We start from the raw sequence: 16,242 nt of genomic DNA, 5'->3' as shown, positions 1-16,242 counted from the left end.
GCCGAAAATCCGGTGACCATCGGCCACCCGGCGGCGCGGCGCAGCCTTGCGCGGCGCATGATGGTGATTGCCGCGCTGTGGATCAGCATCCTGCTGCTCGGCGGCGGCTTCGCGCTCGACCGTACTCTCGTCCGGCTGGTGGAGGATAATTTCGACGAGCAGCTGGAATATGTCCAGACCGCGCTGATCTCCACGGCCGAAATCGACAGTTTCGGCGATGTGCAGCTCTACCGCTCCCTCGGGGACCAGCGTTTTCTGGAGCCCAACAGCGGGGTCTACTGGCAGGTCACGGGCGAAGGGCATCAACCCTTTCCCAGCCGCAGCCTGTGGGATCGCAGCCTCGAACTGCATGGCGATCACGTCGACAAGCAGCCGCATTTCTACAATTCCGATCAGTTCGAAGGCGAGCCCCTGCGCATTGTCGAGCGTACGGTCATGCTGCCCGACAGCGATACGGAATGGACCTTCGCCGTCGCCTCCGCCCGCGGCGAACTCGACTATCAGATCACCCGGATCCGCTCGATCCTGATCTGGAGCTTCGCGGCGCTGGGCATGGGCCTTCTCACCCTCGCCATGCTGCAGAGCTGGTACGGTCTTTCGCCGCTGCGGCGCGTGCGCAACGCCATCCAGGCCATGCGCAGCGAAGGCGCGAACCGCATTTCCGAACCCCTCCCGCTGGAGGTCGAACCTCTGGTGGAGGAGATCAACGCGCTCCTCGCCCATACCGAACAGCAGGCGGAAGAAGCGCGCATGCATGCCGGCAATCTCGCCCACGCTCTGAAGACGCCGCTGACGGTGCTCACCAATGCGGCGACCGCGCACGATCCCAAACTGTCCGATCTGGTGTGCCGCGAAACCAAGACCATGCAGCGCCATGTCGAACACCATCTCGCCCGGGCTCGGGCCGTGGGGCGGCGTGCCACCGGCCATTCGCGCGCCGAAGTATGGCCCAGCGCCGAAAGCGTGCTGCGCGCGGTGACCCGCATCTACGATACGACCCGCTTCGATCTCGACGGAAATCGGAACGCTGCCGTCTCGATCGAGCGGCAGGATCTCGATGAAATCCTCGGCAATCTGATCGAAAACGCCGCCAAATACGGAGGTGGCAGCGTGTTCGTCACCATCGATGCGCAGCGCGATTCGAAAGAATGCATCATCTGGATCGAAGATGACGGGCTGGGCATTCCCGAAGCCGACCGCGCCCGGATATTCGATCGCGGTGCGCGGCTCGATACGGGCAAGCCGGGCACCGGCCTCGGCCTCGCCATCGTGCGCGATGTCGCGGAAATCTACGGCGGCTCGGTCGAACTGGCGGAAAGCGAGGATCTGGGCGGCTTGCTGGTGCAGCTAAGCCTGCCGCGAAGCGCGCTGTAAGGGCTGCCTAACGCTGCGCCGCCTGTTCGTGGTGGCGGATCACCTCGTCGATGATGAAGCGCAGGAATTTCTCGCTGAATTCCGGGTCCAGCTCGCTTTCTTCCGCCAGCCGCCGCAGCCGTTCGATCTGCTCCTTTTCGCGGGTGGGATCGGCAGGGGGCAGCGTCACCTTCGCCTTGTATTCGCCCACCGCCTGCGTGATCCGGAAACGCTCTGCCAGTATGTGGATGAGCGCGGCGTCGATATTGTCGATGCTCTTGCGAAAACCGGCGAGAACGGGATCGGGCTGGGGCGATGTGGTCATGCTGCCACGCTAGCGATAAATCCCGGCTTGCCAAGAAAGCTTGGGCAGACCATGGCCAAGCCGAAATGTCAGCCGAAGTTATCCCCCTGAAGCGCAAGGAGCTGGAAGGCTCCATCGAACCCATGCTGTCCCTGACGGCGCATGGCATGAACCAGGTCAATCAGGTGATCCTCGATCGCATGCAAAGCGAAGTGCCGCTGATCCCGGCGCTCGCAGGGCACCTGATATCGGGCGGCGGCAAACGCCTGCGCCCGATGCTTACGCTCGCCGGGGCGGACCTCGTCGGTTACAGCGGCACGCGCCACTACAAACTCGCCGCCGCGGTGGAATTCATCCACACCGCCACGCTCCTGCACGACGATGTCGTCGATGGCAGCGATCTCCGGCGCGGCAAGGCTGCGGCCAACATCATCTACGGCAATCCCGCCACCGTTCTGGTCGGCGATTTCCTGTTCAGCCGCTCGTTCGAATTGATGACCGAAGACGGCAGCCTCAAGGTGCTGAAAATCCTTTCGGGTGCAAGCGCGATCATTGCCGAAGGGGAAGTCGACCAGCTGACCGCCCAGCGCAAGATCGACACCAGCGAACAGCGCTATCTGCACATCATCCGCGCCAAGACCGCGGCCCTGTTCGCGGCCGCCAGCCGGATCGCCGCCGTAGTTGCCGAATGCAGCGACGAACAGGAACAGGCGCTCGACGAATATGGGCGCAATCTCGGCGTGGCCTTCCAGCTCGTCGACGATGCGCTGGATTACGATTCCAACGCCGCTGCCATGGGCAAGGACCGGGGCGACGATTTCCGCGAAGGCAAGATGACGCTGCCCGTCATCCTCGCCTATGCCCGCGGGACCGAGGAAGAACGGGAATTCTGGAAAGCTGCCATCGGCGGTTTCCGGACCGAAGATGAAGATCTCGATCACGCCATCCAGCTCATCGAACGCCATCAGGCGGTCTCCGATACCAAGCTGCGTGCGCGCCATTTTGCCCAGCGGGCGATCGATGCCCTGTCGATCTTCCCTGACGGCAAGGCACGCCGGGCGATGACGCAGGCCGCGCTGTTCGCGGTCGCGCGGGGGTATTGATCCCGTCTCCACGTGATAGGGCGCTCTCGTGAATAACGATCTGCCCATTCATGCCGTCCTGCCCGAACTGCTCGGCGCGCTTCGTCAGGGCAGCGGGGCCGTACTCGTTGCGCCTCCGGGCGCGGGCAAGACCACGGCGGTCGCTCCGGCACTGCTTAACGAAGAGTGGTGCACGGGCACCGTCATTCTCACCTCGCCGCGGCGCGTGGCGGCACGGGCTGCTGCGGAACGCATGGCGCAAATGCTGGGCGAAAAGCCGGGGGAAACCATCGGCTATCTGACGCGGCTCGACAGCAAACGCTCGGCCAGAACCCGCGTTCTGGTGGTGACCGAAGCCATCTTCGTGAACACCATTCTCGCCGATCCCGAACTGGCGGGAATATCCGCCGTCCTCTTCGACGAAGCGCATGAGCGTCACCTCGACAGCGATCTCGGCCTTGCGCTCGCGCTCGAAAGCCGCGCCGTCCTGCGCGACGATCTGCGCGTCCTGGTCATGTCGGCCACGATCGACGGCGCGCGTTTCGCACAGCTTCTGGGGGCCGATACGCAGGTGATCGAAAGCGCGGGCAGGGCGCACCCCTTGCAGATCAGATGGTTCGGATCGTCGCCGCAGCTCCCGGTGGAAGATGCCGTGGCGCAGGCCGTCGCTTCCGCCTGGCGGGAAGAGCAGGGCGATATCCTCGCCTTCCTGCCCGGCGTACGGGAAATCGAACGGGTGCGCGAACGTCTGGAAGCGCGTCTGCCGTCCGCACTCGTCCTTCCACTCCACGGGCAGGTCGATCCTGCGGGGCAGCGTGCTGCCATCAGGCGCGATGCCGAAGGGCGCCGCCGCATCGTTCTTGCCACCGCCATTGCCGAAACCTCGCTGACACTCGACGGCGTATCCGTCGTGGTCGATGCCGGCCTGTCCCGCCGGGCCGAATTCGACCGCGCGGCAGGCACAACGCATCTGGTTACCCACCGCGCCAGTCAGGCAGCCGCCGCCCAGCGCGCCGGGCGCGCGGCGCGGCAGGGGCCGGGCATCGCCTATCGCCTGTGGGAAGAGGCAGGCCATGGCGGGCGGCCGCCCTACGATCCGCCCGAAATGCTCACCGCCGATCTTGCCCCGCTCATATTGGCGTTGGCTCAATGGGGCAGCGGGGACCCGCTGGAACTCGGCTGGCTCGATCCGCCGCCTGCCGCCTCCATCGGCGCGGCCCGGCAGACACTGGTGGCGCTCGGCGCGCTCGACGCAGATGGCCGGATTACCGAACGGGGCACCCGTCTCGCGCAGCTTCCGCTCGACCCACAGGGGGCCGCGACCATTCTTTTCGGCGCGGAACATGGGGCGGAAACGCAAGCGGCGCGGATCGCCCTGCTGCTGCAGGAACGCGGTCTCGGCGGGCAGGGGGAAGACCTCGAAGCGCGCCTCTCGCGCTGGAACGGCGATCGCGGCGCCCGGGCAGAGGCCAACCGCAAGCTGGCGGCCAGATGGGCAAATCAGGCGCGCGCTCTGGCACAGGCGCCGCCCGATGGCGAGAGTGGGCACAGCCCGCCGCCCGGCATCCTGCTTGCCGCGGGACGGCCGGAATTCATCGCCAGACGACGCGATGCCAGCGGTGAAAACTGGATTACCGCCGGGGGCAGGGGCTTCGTGCTAGATCCTGCATCTCCGCTTGCCCGTGGGCAATTTCTGGTCGTGGGCGATGCGCAGGGGCAGGCGAAAGGCGCGCGGATAACCTCGGCCATCGCGCTGGAAGAAGCCGATCTGGAACGCTGGCTGCCGAACAGGATCGAACGCAGGCATGTGCTGCGCTGGACGGGCGAGCGGGTGGAGGCGTTGCTTGAACGCAGACTTGGCGCGATCACGCTGGCGCGCGGACCGGACCCGGCACCCGATGGGCAGGCCATTGTGGACATGCTTGTGGAAAAAGCTCTGGAAAACCCGGCAAAGATCCTCCCGGCAGAACTGCTCGCCCGCGCCGGTCATGCCGGTGTCGCCGGGCTGGAACGCGATGGCCTGGCTGAAAATGCTCCGCTCTGGCTCGCACCATTGCTGCAGGGGCGGCGCGATCTCGATCTGCCCAAGGGCAAATTGGTGGATGCCTTGCTCGGCCAACTCGACTGGGACAGCCGCCAGCGGCTGGACCGGCTGGCACCGCGCGAATTTACCTCTCCTGCGGGCACCACGCACCGCATCGACTATACGGGCGACGATGCACCAAGCGTCGAGGTGCGCGTGCAGGCTCTCTTCGGACTGGAGAGCCACCCCATGGTCGGCGCAACGCCGCTCCTCCTGAAGCTCACCAGCCCCGCCGGGCGGCCGATCCAGTCCACTCGCGACCTGCCGAATTTCTGGCGTGGAAGCTGGGCCGATGTGCGCAAGGACATGAAAGGTCGGTACCCCAAGCACCGCTGGCCGGAGGAACCATGGGCGGAAAAGCCCAGTTTGAAGACCAAGAACGCCTTTTCACGCTTCGAAGGTTGAATTACAGGGTTAGTCCATGACCGCGAGAATCTACCAGCGACCGAAGAACGCCATGCAATCGGGCCGGGCCCGCACCGATGAATGGGTGCTCGAATTCGAGCAGTCCGAAGCGCGTCGGGCGGATCCGCTGATGGGGTGGACCGGCAGCAGCGACACGCAGGCACAGGTGCAGCTCACTTTCCCGAGCAAGGAAGAAGCGAAAGCCTATGCCGGGAAATACGGCATCGCCGCGCGCGTTCACGCTACGCCGCCCAAAAGTCTCAAGCTTCAGGCCTATGCCGACAATTTTCGCTGACCTGGCGGGTGAGGGCTCTTTTCCTCCCCCTGCTGCTTGCAACGGCGGCCTGCACCGTCAATCCCCAGGGTTCGCCTGAACGGGACAAGCCCGAAACATCTGCCGCGCAGCAGGATCTTGCGGCGCGGATTTCCGAAATTGAAACGGCGTCCGGCGGGCGGCTGGGCCTTGCATTGCATTCGCCGGACAAGGGCCTCGTTTACGCCTATCGCGGTGACGAACGTTTCGCCATGTGCTCGACCTTCAAGCTCGCCCTTGCGGCGCTGACGCTGGATACGGCGGGCCTGCGCGAAAAGCGCCTCCACTTCGGGACAGGGGACATTCTCAGCTATGCTCCCTACGCGAAAGAGCGCGCATCATTCGGCTGGATGAGCGGGCTGGAAGCGGCACATCACGCCGTCACCCTCAGCGACAACACGGCGGCCAATCTGCTTCTGGCAGAGGTAGGCGGGCCGTACGGATTTACCCGCTGGTTGCGCTCCATGGGGGACGAAACGACCCGCCTCGACCGGAACGAGCCCGCGCTCAATGAAAACGCGCCGGGCGATCCGCGCGATACCACTACGCCCACAGCGCATGCGGACCTCGTCGGCACGCTTTTGTGGGGCGACCGGCTCGCGCAGGCCGACCGCGCCCTCCTGCAGGAATGGCTCGTGGAAACGACGACGGGGATGAACCGTCTTCGCGCCGGCCTGCCGGGTGAATGGCGCGCCGGAGACAAGACCGGCACCTGCGGGACCGGCGCTCAGGGCGAAGTAAACGATGTCGCCATGTTCGAATCGCCCGATGGCTCGCGCTACATCCTTGCTGCCTATCTCGACCGCGCGGATGGCTCCGCATCCGATGCCGAAGCCCGTCTGGCAGAGGCCGCCCGCGCGATTGCCGACTGGCTGCAGCAGATGGGAGCTTGAAACTCCTCTGACATCCGGCCATATGGCGCGCCGGGAGTCGGTCGGACGTTTGCGTTCGCTCACCGGGTCAGATCCGGAAGGAAGCAGCCCAGGTGGATTGCGGCGGGTCGGCCGGCTCCTTTTTCACCCACATTTCGTGACTGTGATGGCATGACATTCCTGCCGTCAGTCCCTACCTGTTCCAACATGGGTGATTCACCGGACAATCCAGATGGCCTTCCTTGGGAGAGCGAAGCGGACGCTCCCGACGCGCCGAGCGCTGCCGAACTCGAGGAAGCCGGACAGGAAGCCATGTTCGGCGCCGAACAGACGCCTGCGCCGGCCGATCATACGTATGATCCACATGCCTCCACTGTTCGGCAGCCGGCTCAGCCCTACCGCGTTCTGGCCCGTAAATACCGTCCGCAGACCTTCGCCGAACTCATCGGTCAGGAAGCGATGGTGCGTACGCTGGCCAACGCAATCGCCCGCGATCGCCTGGCTCACGCGTTCCTGATGACCGGCGTTCGCGGGGTGGGGAAGACCTCCACCGCGCGTCTTATCGCCAAGGCTCTGAACTGTATCGGGCCCGATGGAAACGGCGGTCCCACGATCAGCCCCTGCGGCGTATGCGAGCCCTGCCGCGCCATCGCCGAAGGCCGCCACATCGACGTCATCGAAATGGACGCCGCCAGCCATACCGGCGTCGATGACGTGCGCGAGATCATCGAAGCGGTGCGCTACGCCGCCGTTTCGGCGCGCTACAAGATCTACATTATCGACGAAGTTCACATGCTGTCCCGCAATGCTTTCAATGCGTTGCTGAAGACACTTGAGGAACCGCCTGCACATGTGAAGTTCCTCTTCGCCACGACCGAGGTGGAAAAGCTGCCGGTCACGGTGCTCAGCCGGACCCAGCGTTTCGACTTGCGCCGCATTCCGGTCGAACTGCTCGAAAGCCACTTTGCCGACATCTGCGCCAAGGAAGGCGTCGAAGCCGATGCGGAGGCTCTGCACATCGTGGCCAACGCCGCCGAAGGTTCGGTTCGCGATGGTCTCTCGATCCTCGACCAGGCCATTGCCCACGCCGATCTCGACACCGAAGGCAAGGTAACCGCCGCCCGCGTGCGCGATATGCTCGGCCTTGCCGACAAGGGCGCACAGCGCCGCCTTTTCGGGCATATTCTCGAAGGCCAGGGCCGCGAACTGCTGGCCGCGATCGACGAGCAGTACGCCCTCGGCGTCGAACCGCTCGCCCTCATGCGCGCCCAGATGGATCTCGCCCACCGGATCACCGTGGCGCAGGTTTCTGGCACCGAGCCCGAAGGCGTCAGTCCCGATGAGCGCGAACAATTGGCGGGCTGGGCTGCACGGCTCCCGGCGGGCCAGCTGCATCGCCTCTGGCAGTTGCTGCTCAAGGGCCACGATGAAATTCGCCTCGCGCCCGATCCCCTGATCGCACTGCGCATGGCGCTCCTGCGCACGCTGCATGCAGGCCAGATGCCCGATCCGGGCAAGCTGGCGAAGAAGATCGAAACACTGGCTGAAGCCGGTCCTGTCAGGCAAGCTGCGGGTGAGGGAAGTGCGGTTGCAGAAGCGCCGCAGGCTTCGCTGGATTGGCAGGAACTGGTCGATGCGATCGATGCATCCGGGCTGATGCAGGAAGCCAGCATCATGCGCCTGCAGGTCCGCGTGGTCGAACTGGCAGACGGCGTCCTCCGCTTCGGCAGAGATGCGAAATTCTCGGATGATGTCATCCCGGTGCTGAAAGAAGCGCTGCACCGCCACACCGGGAAACGCTGGGCCGTGGAAGAAGTCGCCGGGGGAGCCGGGGCTCCTTCGCTCGTCGAAGTACAAGTCAGCGAGCGCGATGCCGCAGCAGCCGCGACGCGCAATCACCCTCTGGTCAAAGCGGCCTTCGACGCTTTCCCGCAGGCAGAACTGATCGATGATGGCGGCGCAGCTCCCCAGCGCCGCGAAATACCCTGGAGTAGAAACGCATGAACATGGAAGAAATGCTCGCGCAGGCCCAGAAGGCTGCTGAAACGATCCAGAAGCAGATGGGCGATGCCCACGCCAAGCTTGACGATATCGAGGTCGAAGGCGCGGCTGGTGGCGGTCTCGTCAAAGTCCGCGCCACGGCGCGTGGTCGCATTCTCGGCGTCTCGATCGACGATAGCCTGATGAAGCCGGAAGAAAAGCAGATGGTCGAAGATCTCGTGACAGCCGCTTTCAACGATGCCCGCGACCGCGCAGATCGCGTATCTGCCGAAGAAATGGATAAAATCCAGCAGGGCGTTGGCTTGCCGGCAGGCTTCAAATTGCCGGGTATGTAATCCTGGCTTTGCCCACCAAAGCGGCGTTTATGCCTAATTTTGTGGTAACGGCCGCTTAGGTATTTTTCAAAAGGTGTCGCCTAGTCTTCCCGGACGAATCGACGGGAAGACGGCGTGGGCAAAACGGGGATCAGGACTACTTGTTCGGCACTGGCGGGCGCGTGCGCGCTCACCGGTCTTTCCTCGTCCGCCGCCGCAGCGCCTAATGGATCGCAGATGCAGGTCGGCGCGCAGGTCGAGGGGCGATGCTCCGTGTCGACGACGGATATGGCATTCGGGGTTCTCGATACGAAGAATGTGACCCGCGTCGACACGAACGCCACCGTTTCGGTGTCCTGCGCGGGCCTGCTCACGTTCTTTCGCCTGACCATGGACTGGGGGCAGAATGCGTCGGGCGAGCAGAGGCGGATCAAAAACGCTTCCAACAACTACCTTCCTTACGAAGTCTATCGCAATAACAACCGCACGCAGCGCTGGGGTCAGCGAAACAGCGAGAGCCGCACCGGGGTGATACTGCTCGGTATCGGCAATGAGGACTTCGAAGCTTATGGACGCTTGTCAGGCATCACCCCCTCCACGCCAAAGGGCCGGTATACCGATCAACTGACGGTCACCATCACGTTCTAGGCGCGGGCGTGAGGCGCTGCGACACGGCGGTGTGCCCGCCGAATTAACCGATATTTAGCCGAGTTGTCCTAGAGACGTCCTCTCGATTTCCAGAGGGGTGCTGGTGGTTTCTATTCGTTCCGGATCGTTGCTGTGGGCGCTCGGCGCCGCCTGTCTCCCGGCGGTCGCTCATGCGCAGGCAACGCTTACCCCGACTGTCGAAGTGATCGATGGTTGCACGGTTCTTACCGCGGAAATGGCTTTCGATATCAGCGCAGGCGCTGGGGCAGGGCCGGTCGACAGCACCACGCAGATCGACATCGAATGCACCCGTCTGGCCCTGTTTCGTGTCGATATGGACCGGGGCAGCAATGCCAATGGCACCCAGCGTCGCATGCGCAACGGCTCCGGGGATTTCATTCCCTATGGCATCTTCCGCAATACCGCCCGCACGCAAACCTGGGGCAGCGGTTCGGGAAATGCTCCGCTGGGCATCGCCTGGGGGCGGGGCAGGGGCAGCATGACCGCCTATGGCCGGATCGCATCCGTACCGGCCAACCTGACTCCCGGTGTTTACGAGGATATCGTGACCGTCAGCATCACCTTCTGACGTCCAGCCTGGATCCTGTCTCGCGTACGGCGGGGCAATGACAGTTTCTTCTCGGTCACACGCATGTTTGTCACTGCGACGCGGGCAGGCGCTATTCCATCTCATCCACATGACTTTGGCGCGCGACGTTGCGGAGCGCGACTGGTCTCACCATATTCCGAGCGAACGGCCTTACCGGCCCCGAATGGAATTGATTGATGACCCAGACCTTCCCCCTCCTCCCCTTGCGCGACATCGTGGTATTTCCCGGAATGGTGGTGCCTCTGTTTGTCGGACGCGACAAATCGGTTGCAGCCCTCGAAGCGGCAATGGAAGGCAGCAAGGACATCTTCCTGCTCGCTCAGCTCGATCCGGGTTGCGACGACCCCGAACGAGATGACCTGTTTGACGTCGGCGTGATCGCGCAGGTTCTGCAGTTGCTGAAGCTGCCCGACGGCACCGTCCGCGTGCTGGTCCAGGGTACGTCGCGCGCAACGCTCGAACAGCTTGCACAGCGCGGTGAGCATGTCGAAGCCACAGTTTCCTCGCAGGACGAGGTAACGGCATCCGGCAGTGAAGTGACCGCCATGATGCGGCAGGTCGTCGAACAGTTTGGCGAATATGCGAAGCTCAACAAGAAACTTGGCGAAGAAGCCGCCGAGCAATTGAGTGACATCGACGATGCCAGTGAACTGGCCGATTCGATCGCCGCTGCGATTTCCGCGAAGGTTTCGGACAAGCAGGCGCTACTGGTCGAAAAGGACCCGCTCAAGCGGCTGGAAATGGTGATGTCCTACATGGAAGGCGAGCTTTCCGTGCTGCAGGTGGAAAGGCGCATTCGTGGCCGTGTAAAGCGGCAGATGGAGCGTACGCAGCGCGAATATTATCTCAACGAACAGCTGAAAGCGATCCAGAACGAGCTCGGCGGTGACGAAGACGGCAGCAACGAGATTGCCGAACTGACCGAAAAGATTGCCAAGACCAAACTCAGCAAGGAAGCGCGCGAGAAGGCCGAAGGCGAACTGAAGAAGCTCAAGGCCATGCAGCCGATGAGCGCCGAAGCGACCGTCATCCGTAACTACCTCGACGTCCTGCTGGGTCTGCCCTGGGGCAAGAAGAGCAAGGTCAAGAAGGACATCGACAAGGCGCAGGAAGTGCTCGATGCGGATCATTATGGGCTTGAAAAGGTCAAGGATCGTATCGTCGAATATCTCGCCGTCCAGGCCCGTACACGCAAGTTGAAGGGCCCGATCCTCTGCCTCGTCGGCCCGCCAGGTGTGGGTAAGACTTCGCTCGGCAAAAGCATTGCGAAGGCGACGGGCCGTGAGTTCGTACGTCAGTCACTTGGCGGGGTACGCGACGAAGCCGAAATCCGGGGTCATCGCCGTACTTATATCGGGTCGCTTCCGGGCAAGATTGTCAGCAATCTGAAGAAGGCCGGCAAGATCAACCCTCTGTTCCTGCTCGACGAGATCGACAAGCTGGGCCAGGATTTCCGAGGCGATCCGGCATCGGCCCTTCTCGAAGTGCTGGATCCGGAACAGAACAACAAGTTCCAGGACCACTATCTCGAGCTCGATCTCGACTTGTCGGACATTATGTTCGTCACCACGGCGAACAGTCTCAATCTGCCGCAACCGCTGCTCGACCGTATGGAGATCATCCGGCTCGAAGGGTACACGGAAGACGAAAAGGTCGAGATCGCCAAGCGTCACCTGTTGCCCAAGCAGATCGGCGAACACGGCCTGAAAAAGGGCGAGTTCGAACTGACCGAAGATGGTCTGCGCGATCTGATCCGGTATTATACGCGTGAAGCGGGTGTCCGTACGCTCGAGCGTGAACTTGCTCGACTGGCCCGCAAATCGCTGCGCAAGATTCTCGAGAAGCAGGTCGAGAGCGTCACGATCACGCCTGAAAACCTGAGTGAGTTCGCCGGCGTGCGCAAGTTCAAGCACGGCATGGGCGAGGAAGAGCCGCAGGTCGGTGCGGTCACCGGACTGGCATGGACCGAAGTGGGCGGCGAATTGCTGACCATCGAAAGTGTCACTACGCCGGGGAAGGGCGACATCAAAACGACCGGCAAGCTCGGCGAAGTGATGAACGAAAGCGTTGCCGCCGCCTTCAGCTTCGTGAAGGCGCGTGCGCCGCATTACGGTATCAAGCCGAGCCTGTTCCATCGCCGCAACATCCATATTCACCTGCCTGAAGGCGCTGTTCCCAAGGACGGACCCAGCGCGGGTGTCGGTATGGTGACATCGATCGTCTCGACGCTTTCGGGTATTCCTGTCCGTCCAGATGTCGCGATGACGGGCGAGGTTACTCTGCGTGGGCGTGTGCTGGCGATCGGCGGGCTGAAGGAAAAGCTGCTCGCGGCACTACGCGGCGGAATCAAGAAAGTCCTGATACCGGAAGAAAACGTGAAGGATCTCGCGGAAATCCCGGGCAATGTGAAAGATGGCCTGGAAATCGTCCCCGTTTCTCATGTCGACGAGGTGCTGGCGCATGCATTGTGCAGCGTGCCCGAGCCGATCGAGTGGACCGAAGCGGATGATTTGGCGAGCCAACCCGATCACACGCTGCGGGCGCCATCGCCGACTGCCCATTAAGTAGGCCGAACCTGAGCGACCGAATCGGGAGCTTTGGCGACCTACGCTGCGCGCTAATTTCGGTGTGTGCAGTGCAGCATCGGCGGATAGCGGGTCGCTTTATCTCAATTTTCCCGTCTCCGACCCCGTAAACCGCCGATTTTGGCCGAGAATGCCTTTGACAGAGGTCCGAAAAAACTCTCAATTCGTTCGCCTTCGCCGAGGCGATTCAGCCGAATTGATTTGATGATAAAAACTAGGGGGTTTCTCTAATGAACAAGAACGACCTGATCAGCGCAGTTGCCGATTCCAGCGGTCTTTCGAAGAACGATGCGTCGAGTGCCGTCGAAGGCGTTTTCGACGCTATCACCAAGGCCCTGTCGAGCGGTGACGAAGTGCGCCTGGTCGGCTTCGGCACGTTCTCGGTCGCCAAGCGCAAGGCTTCGACCGGCCGTAACCCGCGTACGGGTGAGCCCATGACGATCAAGGCGTCCAACCAGCCCAAGTTCAAGGCTGGCAAGGGCCTGAAGGATTCCGTCAACTAACTCGGAATTTTCCGGTTCGCCCCCGCATATTGCAGAACGCAGCCGGTTCGATACTCGCCGCGCTTTCCCGATCGGAAAGCGCGGCGTTTTCGTTTTCCCTACACAGAGATCACCGCGTCGCGATGGCGTAGAGCGCGATCGCACCGGCGTTGGAAACGTTGAGGCTCTCGATCTCTTCGCCAATGGGCAGGCGGGCGAGGGCATCGCAATGCGATTCGATATTCTGCCGCATTCCTTCGCCCTCGGCCCCAAGCACGATGGCTACCGGACCTGCTGGAAGAGCTTCGGCGAGCGTTGTTTCGGTGGCCCCTGTCAGCCCTATGCGCCAGTATCCTGCTTCCGCCATCTGCTCCAGTGCCCGCGCCAGGTTGACCACGCGCACCCACGGCAGGATTTCCAACGCACCCGAAGCCGCCTTGCCGATGACCCCGCCTTCAGGTGGGGCGTTGCGATCCTGCGTCACCAGGGCAGCAGCGCCGAAAGCCGCTGCCGATCGCATGATCGCGCCGACGTTATGTGGGTCGGTCACTTGATCGAGAACGACGATGGGCCGGTCGGCATCGCCGCTCAGAACTTCATCGAGATGGATATCTTCCAGCGGCGCGCATTCGAGCACCAGCCCCTGGTGCGGCGCGTCCTTTGCAACAAGCCGCGCCAGATCCTGCACATCGGCATATTCCAGAGGGAAGTCTTCGGGCAGTTCACCATCCAGCGATTCGATGGCTTCGCGCGTGGCCCATAGTTTGCGGTGAACCCGGTTGGGGTTCTTGAGCGCAGCTTCGACCGCATGGCGGCCCCACAGGCGAACCTGTCCACTACTTGCGCGGCCACTGCCTCGTCCGCCCTGCATTCGCCCTGCGCGACCTCGTAAAGCCCGCTTGCGTTCACCCTTAGCCATCAAATCCGTCCTGTCTGCAACATTGGCTGCGGCCTGTGCCAGTGGGGGCATTGACAGGCAAGCGCCGCTTCGCCAAAGGGGCGCCTCTCGGCACGGGATCGCCATGCGATCTCACGATTTCTTCGATGAAATGGCCCGTGTGGACAGGTGGCCGAGTGGTTAAAGGCAGCAGACTGTAAATCTGCCCGCGCAAGCGTACGCTGGTTCGAATCCAGCCCTGTCCACCACCGCCATTTTCATTCTCGTTTAGAAGTCCAGGGGGCGGTGGGCCCTTTTCTTTGGGCCGGCCTATCCGGCTATTGTTTGCAGTTCTTCGATCATATCGATTCTGATCTCGCGCCGAGATGAAAGCGTAATGATGCCTTTCGCCCGCAACTGGGTCAGCTGCCGGCTGACGGTTTCCACTGTCAAACCGAGAATATCTGCAATCTGCTGCCGCGAAAGTGGCAGGAGAACGGTCGTCGATCCATCTGCTTCACTCGTTCCAAGGCGATCTGCCATCTCGAGCAGAAAGCTGGCGAGTTTCTGTTCTGCGGTCATGCGGCCGAGTAACAGCATCCACCGGCGAGTCCGGTCCAGTTCGCCCAACGTGCGTTCCAGAAGCTTATGTTCCAGGCGCGGATGTTCGCGGGCGAAGCGTTCGAAATCCCTTCGTTCGAACACGCAGATGTGGGAATCGGTCAGCGCCTCCACGCCATAGGGCGACGTTTCGCCGAATGGCCTGCCGAGGAAATCGGATGGATAGACGAGGCCGAGTATCTGTTCCTTCCCGTCTGCCGAATGGGAAGAAAGCTTCAAAATTCCCTCGATCACATTTGCGACGAGGACCGCTTCATGGCCCTCCCACATCAATTGCTCGCCCGCGGCAAGCCTGCGCCGACGGCCAATGCCGTTGAGAATGGCGATTTCCCGCGTATCGAGATCGGAGCAGATCGCCTTGTTGCGAATGGCGCAGGCCTGGCAAAGGTCATGTCGCGACGATGCGGGCGCTTCCTCCATAAATGCGGGGACTATCCGTTGTCGCATGAGATGCCAAGACATGGTGCAAGGCATCGGCGGGGGAGCTTGTCGGGATTGGCCAGTCGGCCTAGTCAGCTGCAATGACTCAGAGCGAAAAGCTGACCGGGCGTCCTGTCATCTCTGCCACAGGGCTGTTTACGCCATCCGACACCATCACGAACGAAGAGCTTGTTGAAAGCTTCAACCGCTATGTCGAGCGTCACAATGCCGACAACGCTGCTGCAATCGAGGCAGGGGATGTGGAAGCGCTACAAACCAGTTCGGTGGAATTCATCGAAAAGGCGAGCGGGATAAAGGCGCGCCATGTCATGGCGAAAGGTCCGATACTGGATCCGGAGATAATGGCGCCCCGCTGGCCGGAACGGTCCAATGAAGAGCTCTCGATGCTGGCAGAGATCGGGGTAAAGGCTGCCCGGCAGGCGCTAGAGCGGGCAGGGCGTGATGCTGCGGAGGTCGATGCCGTCCTTTGCGCTGCCTCCAATATGGAGCGGCCCTACCCGGCGATGGCGATCGAAATCCAGCAGGAGCTGGGCATCGATGGTTTCGGTTTCGACATGAATGTCGCTTGTTCATCGGCGACGTTCGGCATCCAGACGGCTGCGGACTACATCCGCTCGGGCAACGCGCGAAGCGTGCTGGTGATCAGCCCCGAGATAACCAGCGGCCACCTCAACTGGCGCGATCGGGACAGTCATTTTATTTTTGGCGATGTGGCAACGGCGGTGCTTGTCGAAGATGCTGGGATCGCACCGGCCACGCACTGGGACATTCTCGGCACAAAGCTGAAGACCGTCTTTTCGAACAACATCCGCAACAATTTCGGCTTTCTCAATCGTGCATCCCCTGACGGCGAGGGCAAGGCGGACAAGCTCTTCGTTCAGGAAGGGCGCAAGGTGTTCAAGGAAGTCGTTCCGATGGTTGCCGAGATGATCGTGACCGAGGCAGAGAATTTCGGACTCGATCGGCAAGGACTGCGGCGCCTGTGGCTTCACCAGGCCAATGCCGGGATGAACCGTCTTATCGCCCAACGCGTGCTGGGACACGAGGCGACCGCCGACGAAAGCCCGACGGTACTCGATACCTACGCCAATACGTCCAGTGCTGGTTCGATCATAGCTTTCCACAAGCATAGCGACGATCTGAAGGCAGGCGATACCGGACTGATCTGCAGCTTTGGTGCCGGATATTCGGCAGGCGCGGTCTTCGTGCGCAAGGTGGCATAACACCTTGTGACTATTGGCCGCAGTCCCT

General features: G+C 62.3%; 15 protein-coding genes, 1 tRNA gene and 1 other RNA gene. 14 read left to right on the top strand and 3 right to left on the bottom strand.

Going from position 1 to position 16,242, the window contains the following annotated elements; genetic code table 11:
* Positions 1-57 precede the first annotated feature (57 nt).
* Entirely contained in the window at positions 58-1,374 is a 1,317-nt protein-coding gene (locus KYK83_RS14500; protein ID WP_103025171.1) for a sensor histidine kinase, read from the top strand.
* A gap of 7 nt (positions 1,375-1,381) precedes the next feature.
* On the opposite strand, the gene KYK83_RS14495 is transcribed toward KYK83_RS14500, so the two are convergent.
* A complete protein-coding gene (locus tag KYK83_RS14495) occupies positions 1,382-1,678 on the bottom strand; it encodes a chorismate mutase (RefSeq protein ID WP_103025140.1) in 297 nt (98 codons plus the stop codon).
* A gap of 65 nt (positions 1,679-1,743) precedes the next feature.
* On the opposite strand from KYK83_RS14495, the gene KYK83_RS14490 reads away from it, so the two are divergent.
* The 11 genes from KYK83_RS14490 (at position 1,744) to KYK83_RS14440 (ending at position 13,073) form a co-directional block, all read left to right on the top strand.
* Positions 1,744-2,760, top strand: a complete 1,017-nt coding sequence (locus KYK83_RS14490) for a polyprenyl synthetase family protein (protein WP_196845861.1) — start codon at positions 1,744-1,746, stop codon at positions 2,758-2,760.
* A 28-nt stretch (positions 2,761-2,788) separates the two neighbouring features.
* Positions 2,789-5,227, top strand: coding sequence for an ATP-dependent helicase HrpB (hrpB, locus tag KYK83_RS14485; protein ID WP_222828788.1), 2,439 nt, complete (start codon positions 2,789-2,791; stop codon positions 5,225-5,227).
* A gap of 16 nt (positions 5,228-5,243) precedes the next feature.
* Positions 5,244-5,522 (top strand): ETC complex I subunit, encoded by a 279-nt coding sequence (locus KYK83_RS14480; protein WP_222828787.1) that lies wholly within the window; start codon positions 5,244-5,246, stop codon positions 5,520-5,522.
* A gap of 8 nt (positions 5,523-5,530) precedes the next feature.
* Positions 5,531-6,433, top strand: coding sequence for a class A beta-lactamase (gene bla, locus KYK83_RS14475; RefSeq protein ID WP_222828786.1), 903 nt, complete (start codon positions 5,531-5,533; stop codon positions 6,431-6,433).
* Between the two features lie 30 nt (positions 6,434-6,463).
* Positions 6,464-6,558: signal recognition particle sRNA small type (gene ffs / locus KYK83_RS14470), an RNA gene on the top strand.
* 61 nt (positions 6,559-6,619) lie between these two features.
* Complete coding sequence (locus KYK83_RS14465) at positions 6,620-8,416, top strand: DNA polymerase III subunit gamma/tau (RefSeq protein ID WP_222828785.1); 1,797 nt, start codon at positions 6,620-6,622, stop codon at positions 8,414-8,416.
* Positions 8,413-8,748, top strand: coding sequence for a YbaB/EbfC family nucleoid-associated protein (locus tag KYK83_RS14460; RefSeq protein WP_430299266.1), 336 nt, complete (start codon positions 8,413-8,415; stop codon positions 8,746-8,748). Before KYK83_RS14465 ends, KYK83_RS14460 begins: the two co-directional genes overlap by 4 nt.
* Before the next feature lie 114 nt (positions 8,749-8,862).
* A complete protein-coding gene (locus KYK83_RS14455) occupies positions 8,863-9,375 on the top strand; it encodes a Csu type fimbrial protein (RefSeq protein WP_222828784.1) in 513 nt (170 codons plus the stop codon).
* A gap of 103 nt (positions 9,376-9,478) precedes the next feature.
* Positions 9,479-9,964 carry a Csu type fimbrial protein gene (locus tag KYK83_RS14450; RefSeq protein ID WP_222828783.1) on the top strand — a complete coding sequence of 162 codons (486 nt, stop codon included), beginning with the start codon at positions 9,479-9,481 and terminating at the stop codon, positions 9,962-9,964.
* 197 nt (positions 9,965-10,161) lie between these two features.
* On the top strand, positions 10,162-12,549 hold the full coding sequence (gene lon / locus KYK83_RS14445) for an endopeptidase La (protein WP_222828782.1): 2,388 nt from the start codon (positions 10,162-10,164) through the stop codon (positions 12,547-12,549).
* Positions 12,550-12,800: 251 nt separating this feature from the next.
* Positions 12,801-13,073, top strand: coding sequence for an HU family DNA-binding protein (locus KYK83_RS14440; RefSeq protein ID WP_103025290.1), 273 nt, complete (start codon positions 12,801-12,803; stop codon positions 13,071-13,073).
* A 109-nt stretch (positions 13,074-13,182) separates the two neighbouring features.
* Here the strand turns inward: KYK83_RS14440 and rlmB are convergent, their stop codons facing one another.
* Positions 13,183-13,971 carry a 23S rRNA (guanosine(2251)-2'-O)-methyltransferase RlmB gene (gene rlmB, locus KYK83_RS14435; RefSeq protein WP_103025291.1) on the bottom strand — a complete coding sequence of 263 codons (789 nt, stop codon included), beginning with the start codon at positions 13,969-13,971 and terminating at the stop codon, positions 13,183-13,185.
* A 141-nt stretch (positions 13,972-14,112) separates the two neighbouring features.
* Between rlmB and KYK83_RS14430 the strand changes: the two genes are divergently transcribed.
* Positions 14,113-14,198: transfer RNA gene (locus KYK83_RS14430), tRNA-Tyr, on the top strand.
* A 61-nt stretch (positions 14,199-14,259) separates the two neighbouring features.
* Here the strand turns inward: KYK83_RS14430 and KYK83_RS14425 are convergent.
* On the bottom strand, positions 14,260-14,970 hold the full coding sequence (locus KYK83_RS14425; RefSeq protein WP_222828781.1) for a Crp/Fnr family transcriptional regulator: 711 nt from the start codon (positions 14,968-14,970) through the stop codon (positions 14,260-14,262).
* 101 nt (positions 14,971-15,071) lie between these two features.
* Between KYK83_RS14425 and KYK83_RS14420 the strand changes: the two genes are divergently transcribed.
* Positions 15,072-16,214 (top strand): beta-ketoacyl-ACP synthase III, encoded by a 1,143-nt coding sequence (locus tag KYK83_RS14420; protein ID WP_222828780.1) that lies wholly within the window; start codon positions 15,072-15,074, stop codon positions 16,212-16,214.
* Positions 16,215-16,242: the final 28 nt, after the last annotated feature.

Origin of the sequence: Qipengyuania pacifica (genome assembly GCF_019857205.1) — a bacterium.
Lineage (GTDB): Bacteria > Pseudomonadota > Alphaproteobacteria > Sphingomonadales > Sphingomonadaceae > Qipengyuania > Qipengyuania pacifica.
Note: the sequence above shows the minus strand (reverse complement) of the source record. Positions and strands in the feature narration are given on the sequence as shown.

Excerpts from the sequence above, each read along its gene's own strand:
- KYK83_RS14500 (WP_103025171.1), top strand. The coding sequence starts at position 58 with ATGATGGTGATTGCCGCGCTGTGGATCAGCATCCTGCTGCTCGGCGGC.
- lon (WP_222828782.1), top strand. The coding sequence starts at position 10,162 with ATGACCCAGACCTTCCCCCTCCTCCCCTTGCGCGACATCGTGGTATTT.
- KYK83_RS14490 (WP_196845861.1), top strand. The coding sequence starts at position 1,744 with ATGTCAGCCGAAGTTATCCCCCTGAAGCGCAAGGAGCTGGAAGGCTCC.
- KYK83_RS14420 (WP_222828780.1), top strand. The coding sequence starts at position 15,072 with ATGACTCAGAGCGAAAAGCTGACCGGGCGTCCTGTCATCTCTGCCACA.
- KYK83_RS14480 (WP_222828787.1), top strand. The coding sequence starts at position 5,244 with ATGACCGCGAGAATCTACCAGCGACCGAAGAACGCCATGCAATCGGGC.
- KYK83_RS14425 (WP_222828781.1), bottom strand. The coding sequence starts at position 14,970 with ATGGAGGAAGCGCCCGCATCGTCGCGACATGACCTTTGCCAGGCCTGC.
- KYK83_RS14465 (WP_222828785.1), top strand. The coding sequence starts at position 6,620 with ATGGGTGATTCACCGGACAATCCAGATGGCCTTCCTTGGGAGAGCGAA.
- KYK83_RS14460 (WP_430299266.1), top strand. The coding sequence starts at position 8,413 with ATGAACATGGAAGAAATGCTCGCGCAGGCCCAGAAGGCTGCTGAAACG.
- KYK83_RS14440 (WP_103025290.1), top strand. The coding sequence starts at position 12,801 with ATGAACAAGAACGACCTGATCAGCGCAGTTGCCGATTCCAGCGGTCTT.
- rlmB (WP_103025291.1), bottom strand. The coding sequence starts at position 13,971 with ATGGCTAAGGGTGAACGCAAGCGGGCTTTACGAGGTCGCGCAGGGCGA.
- KYK83_RS14495 (WP_103025140.1), bottom strand. The coding sequence starts at position 1,678 with ATGACCACATCGCCCCAGCCCGATCCCGTTCTCGCCGGTTTTCGCAAG.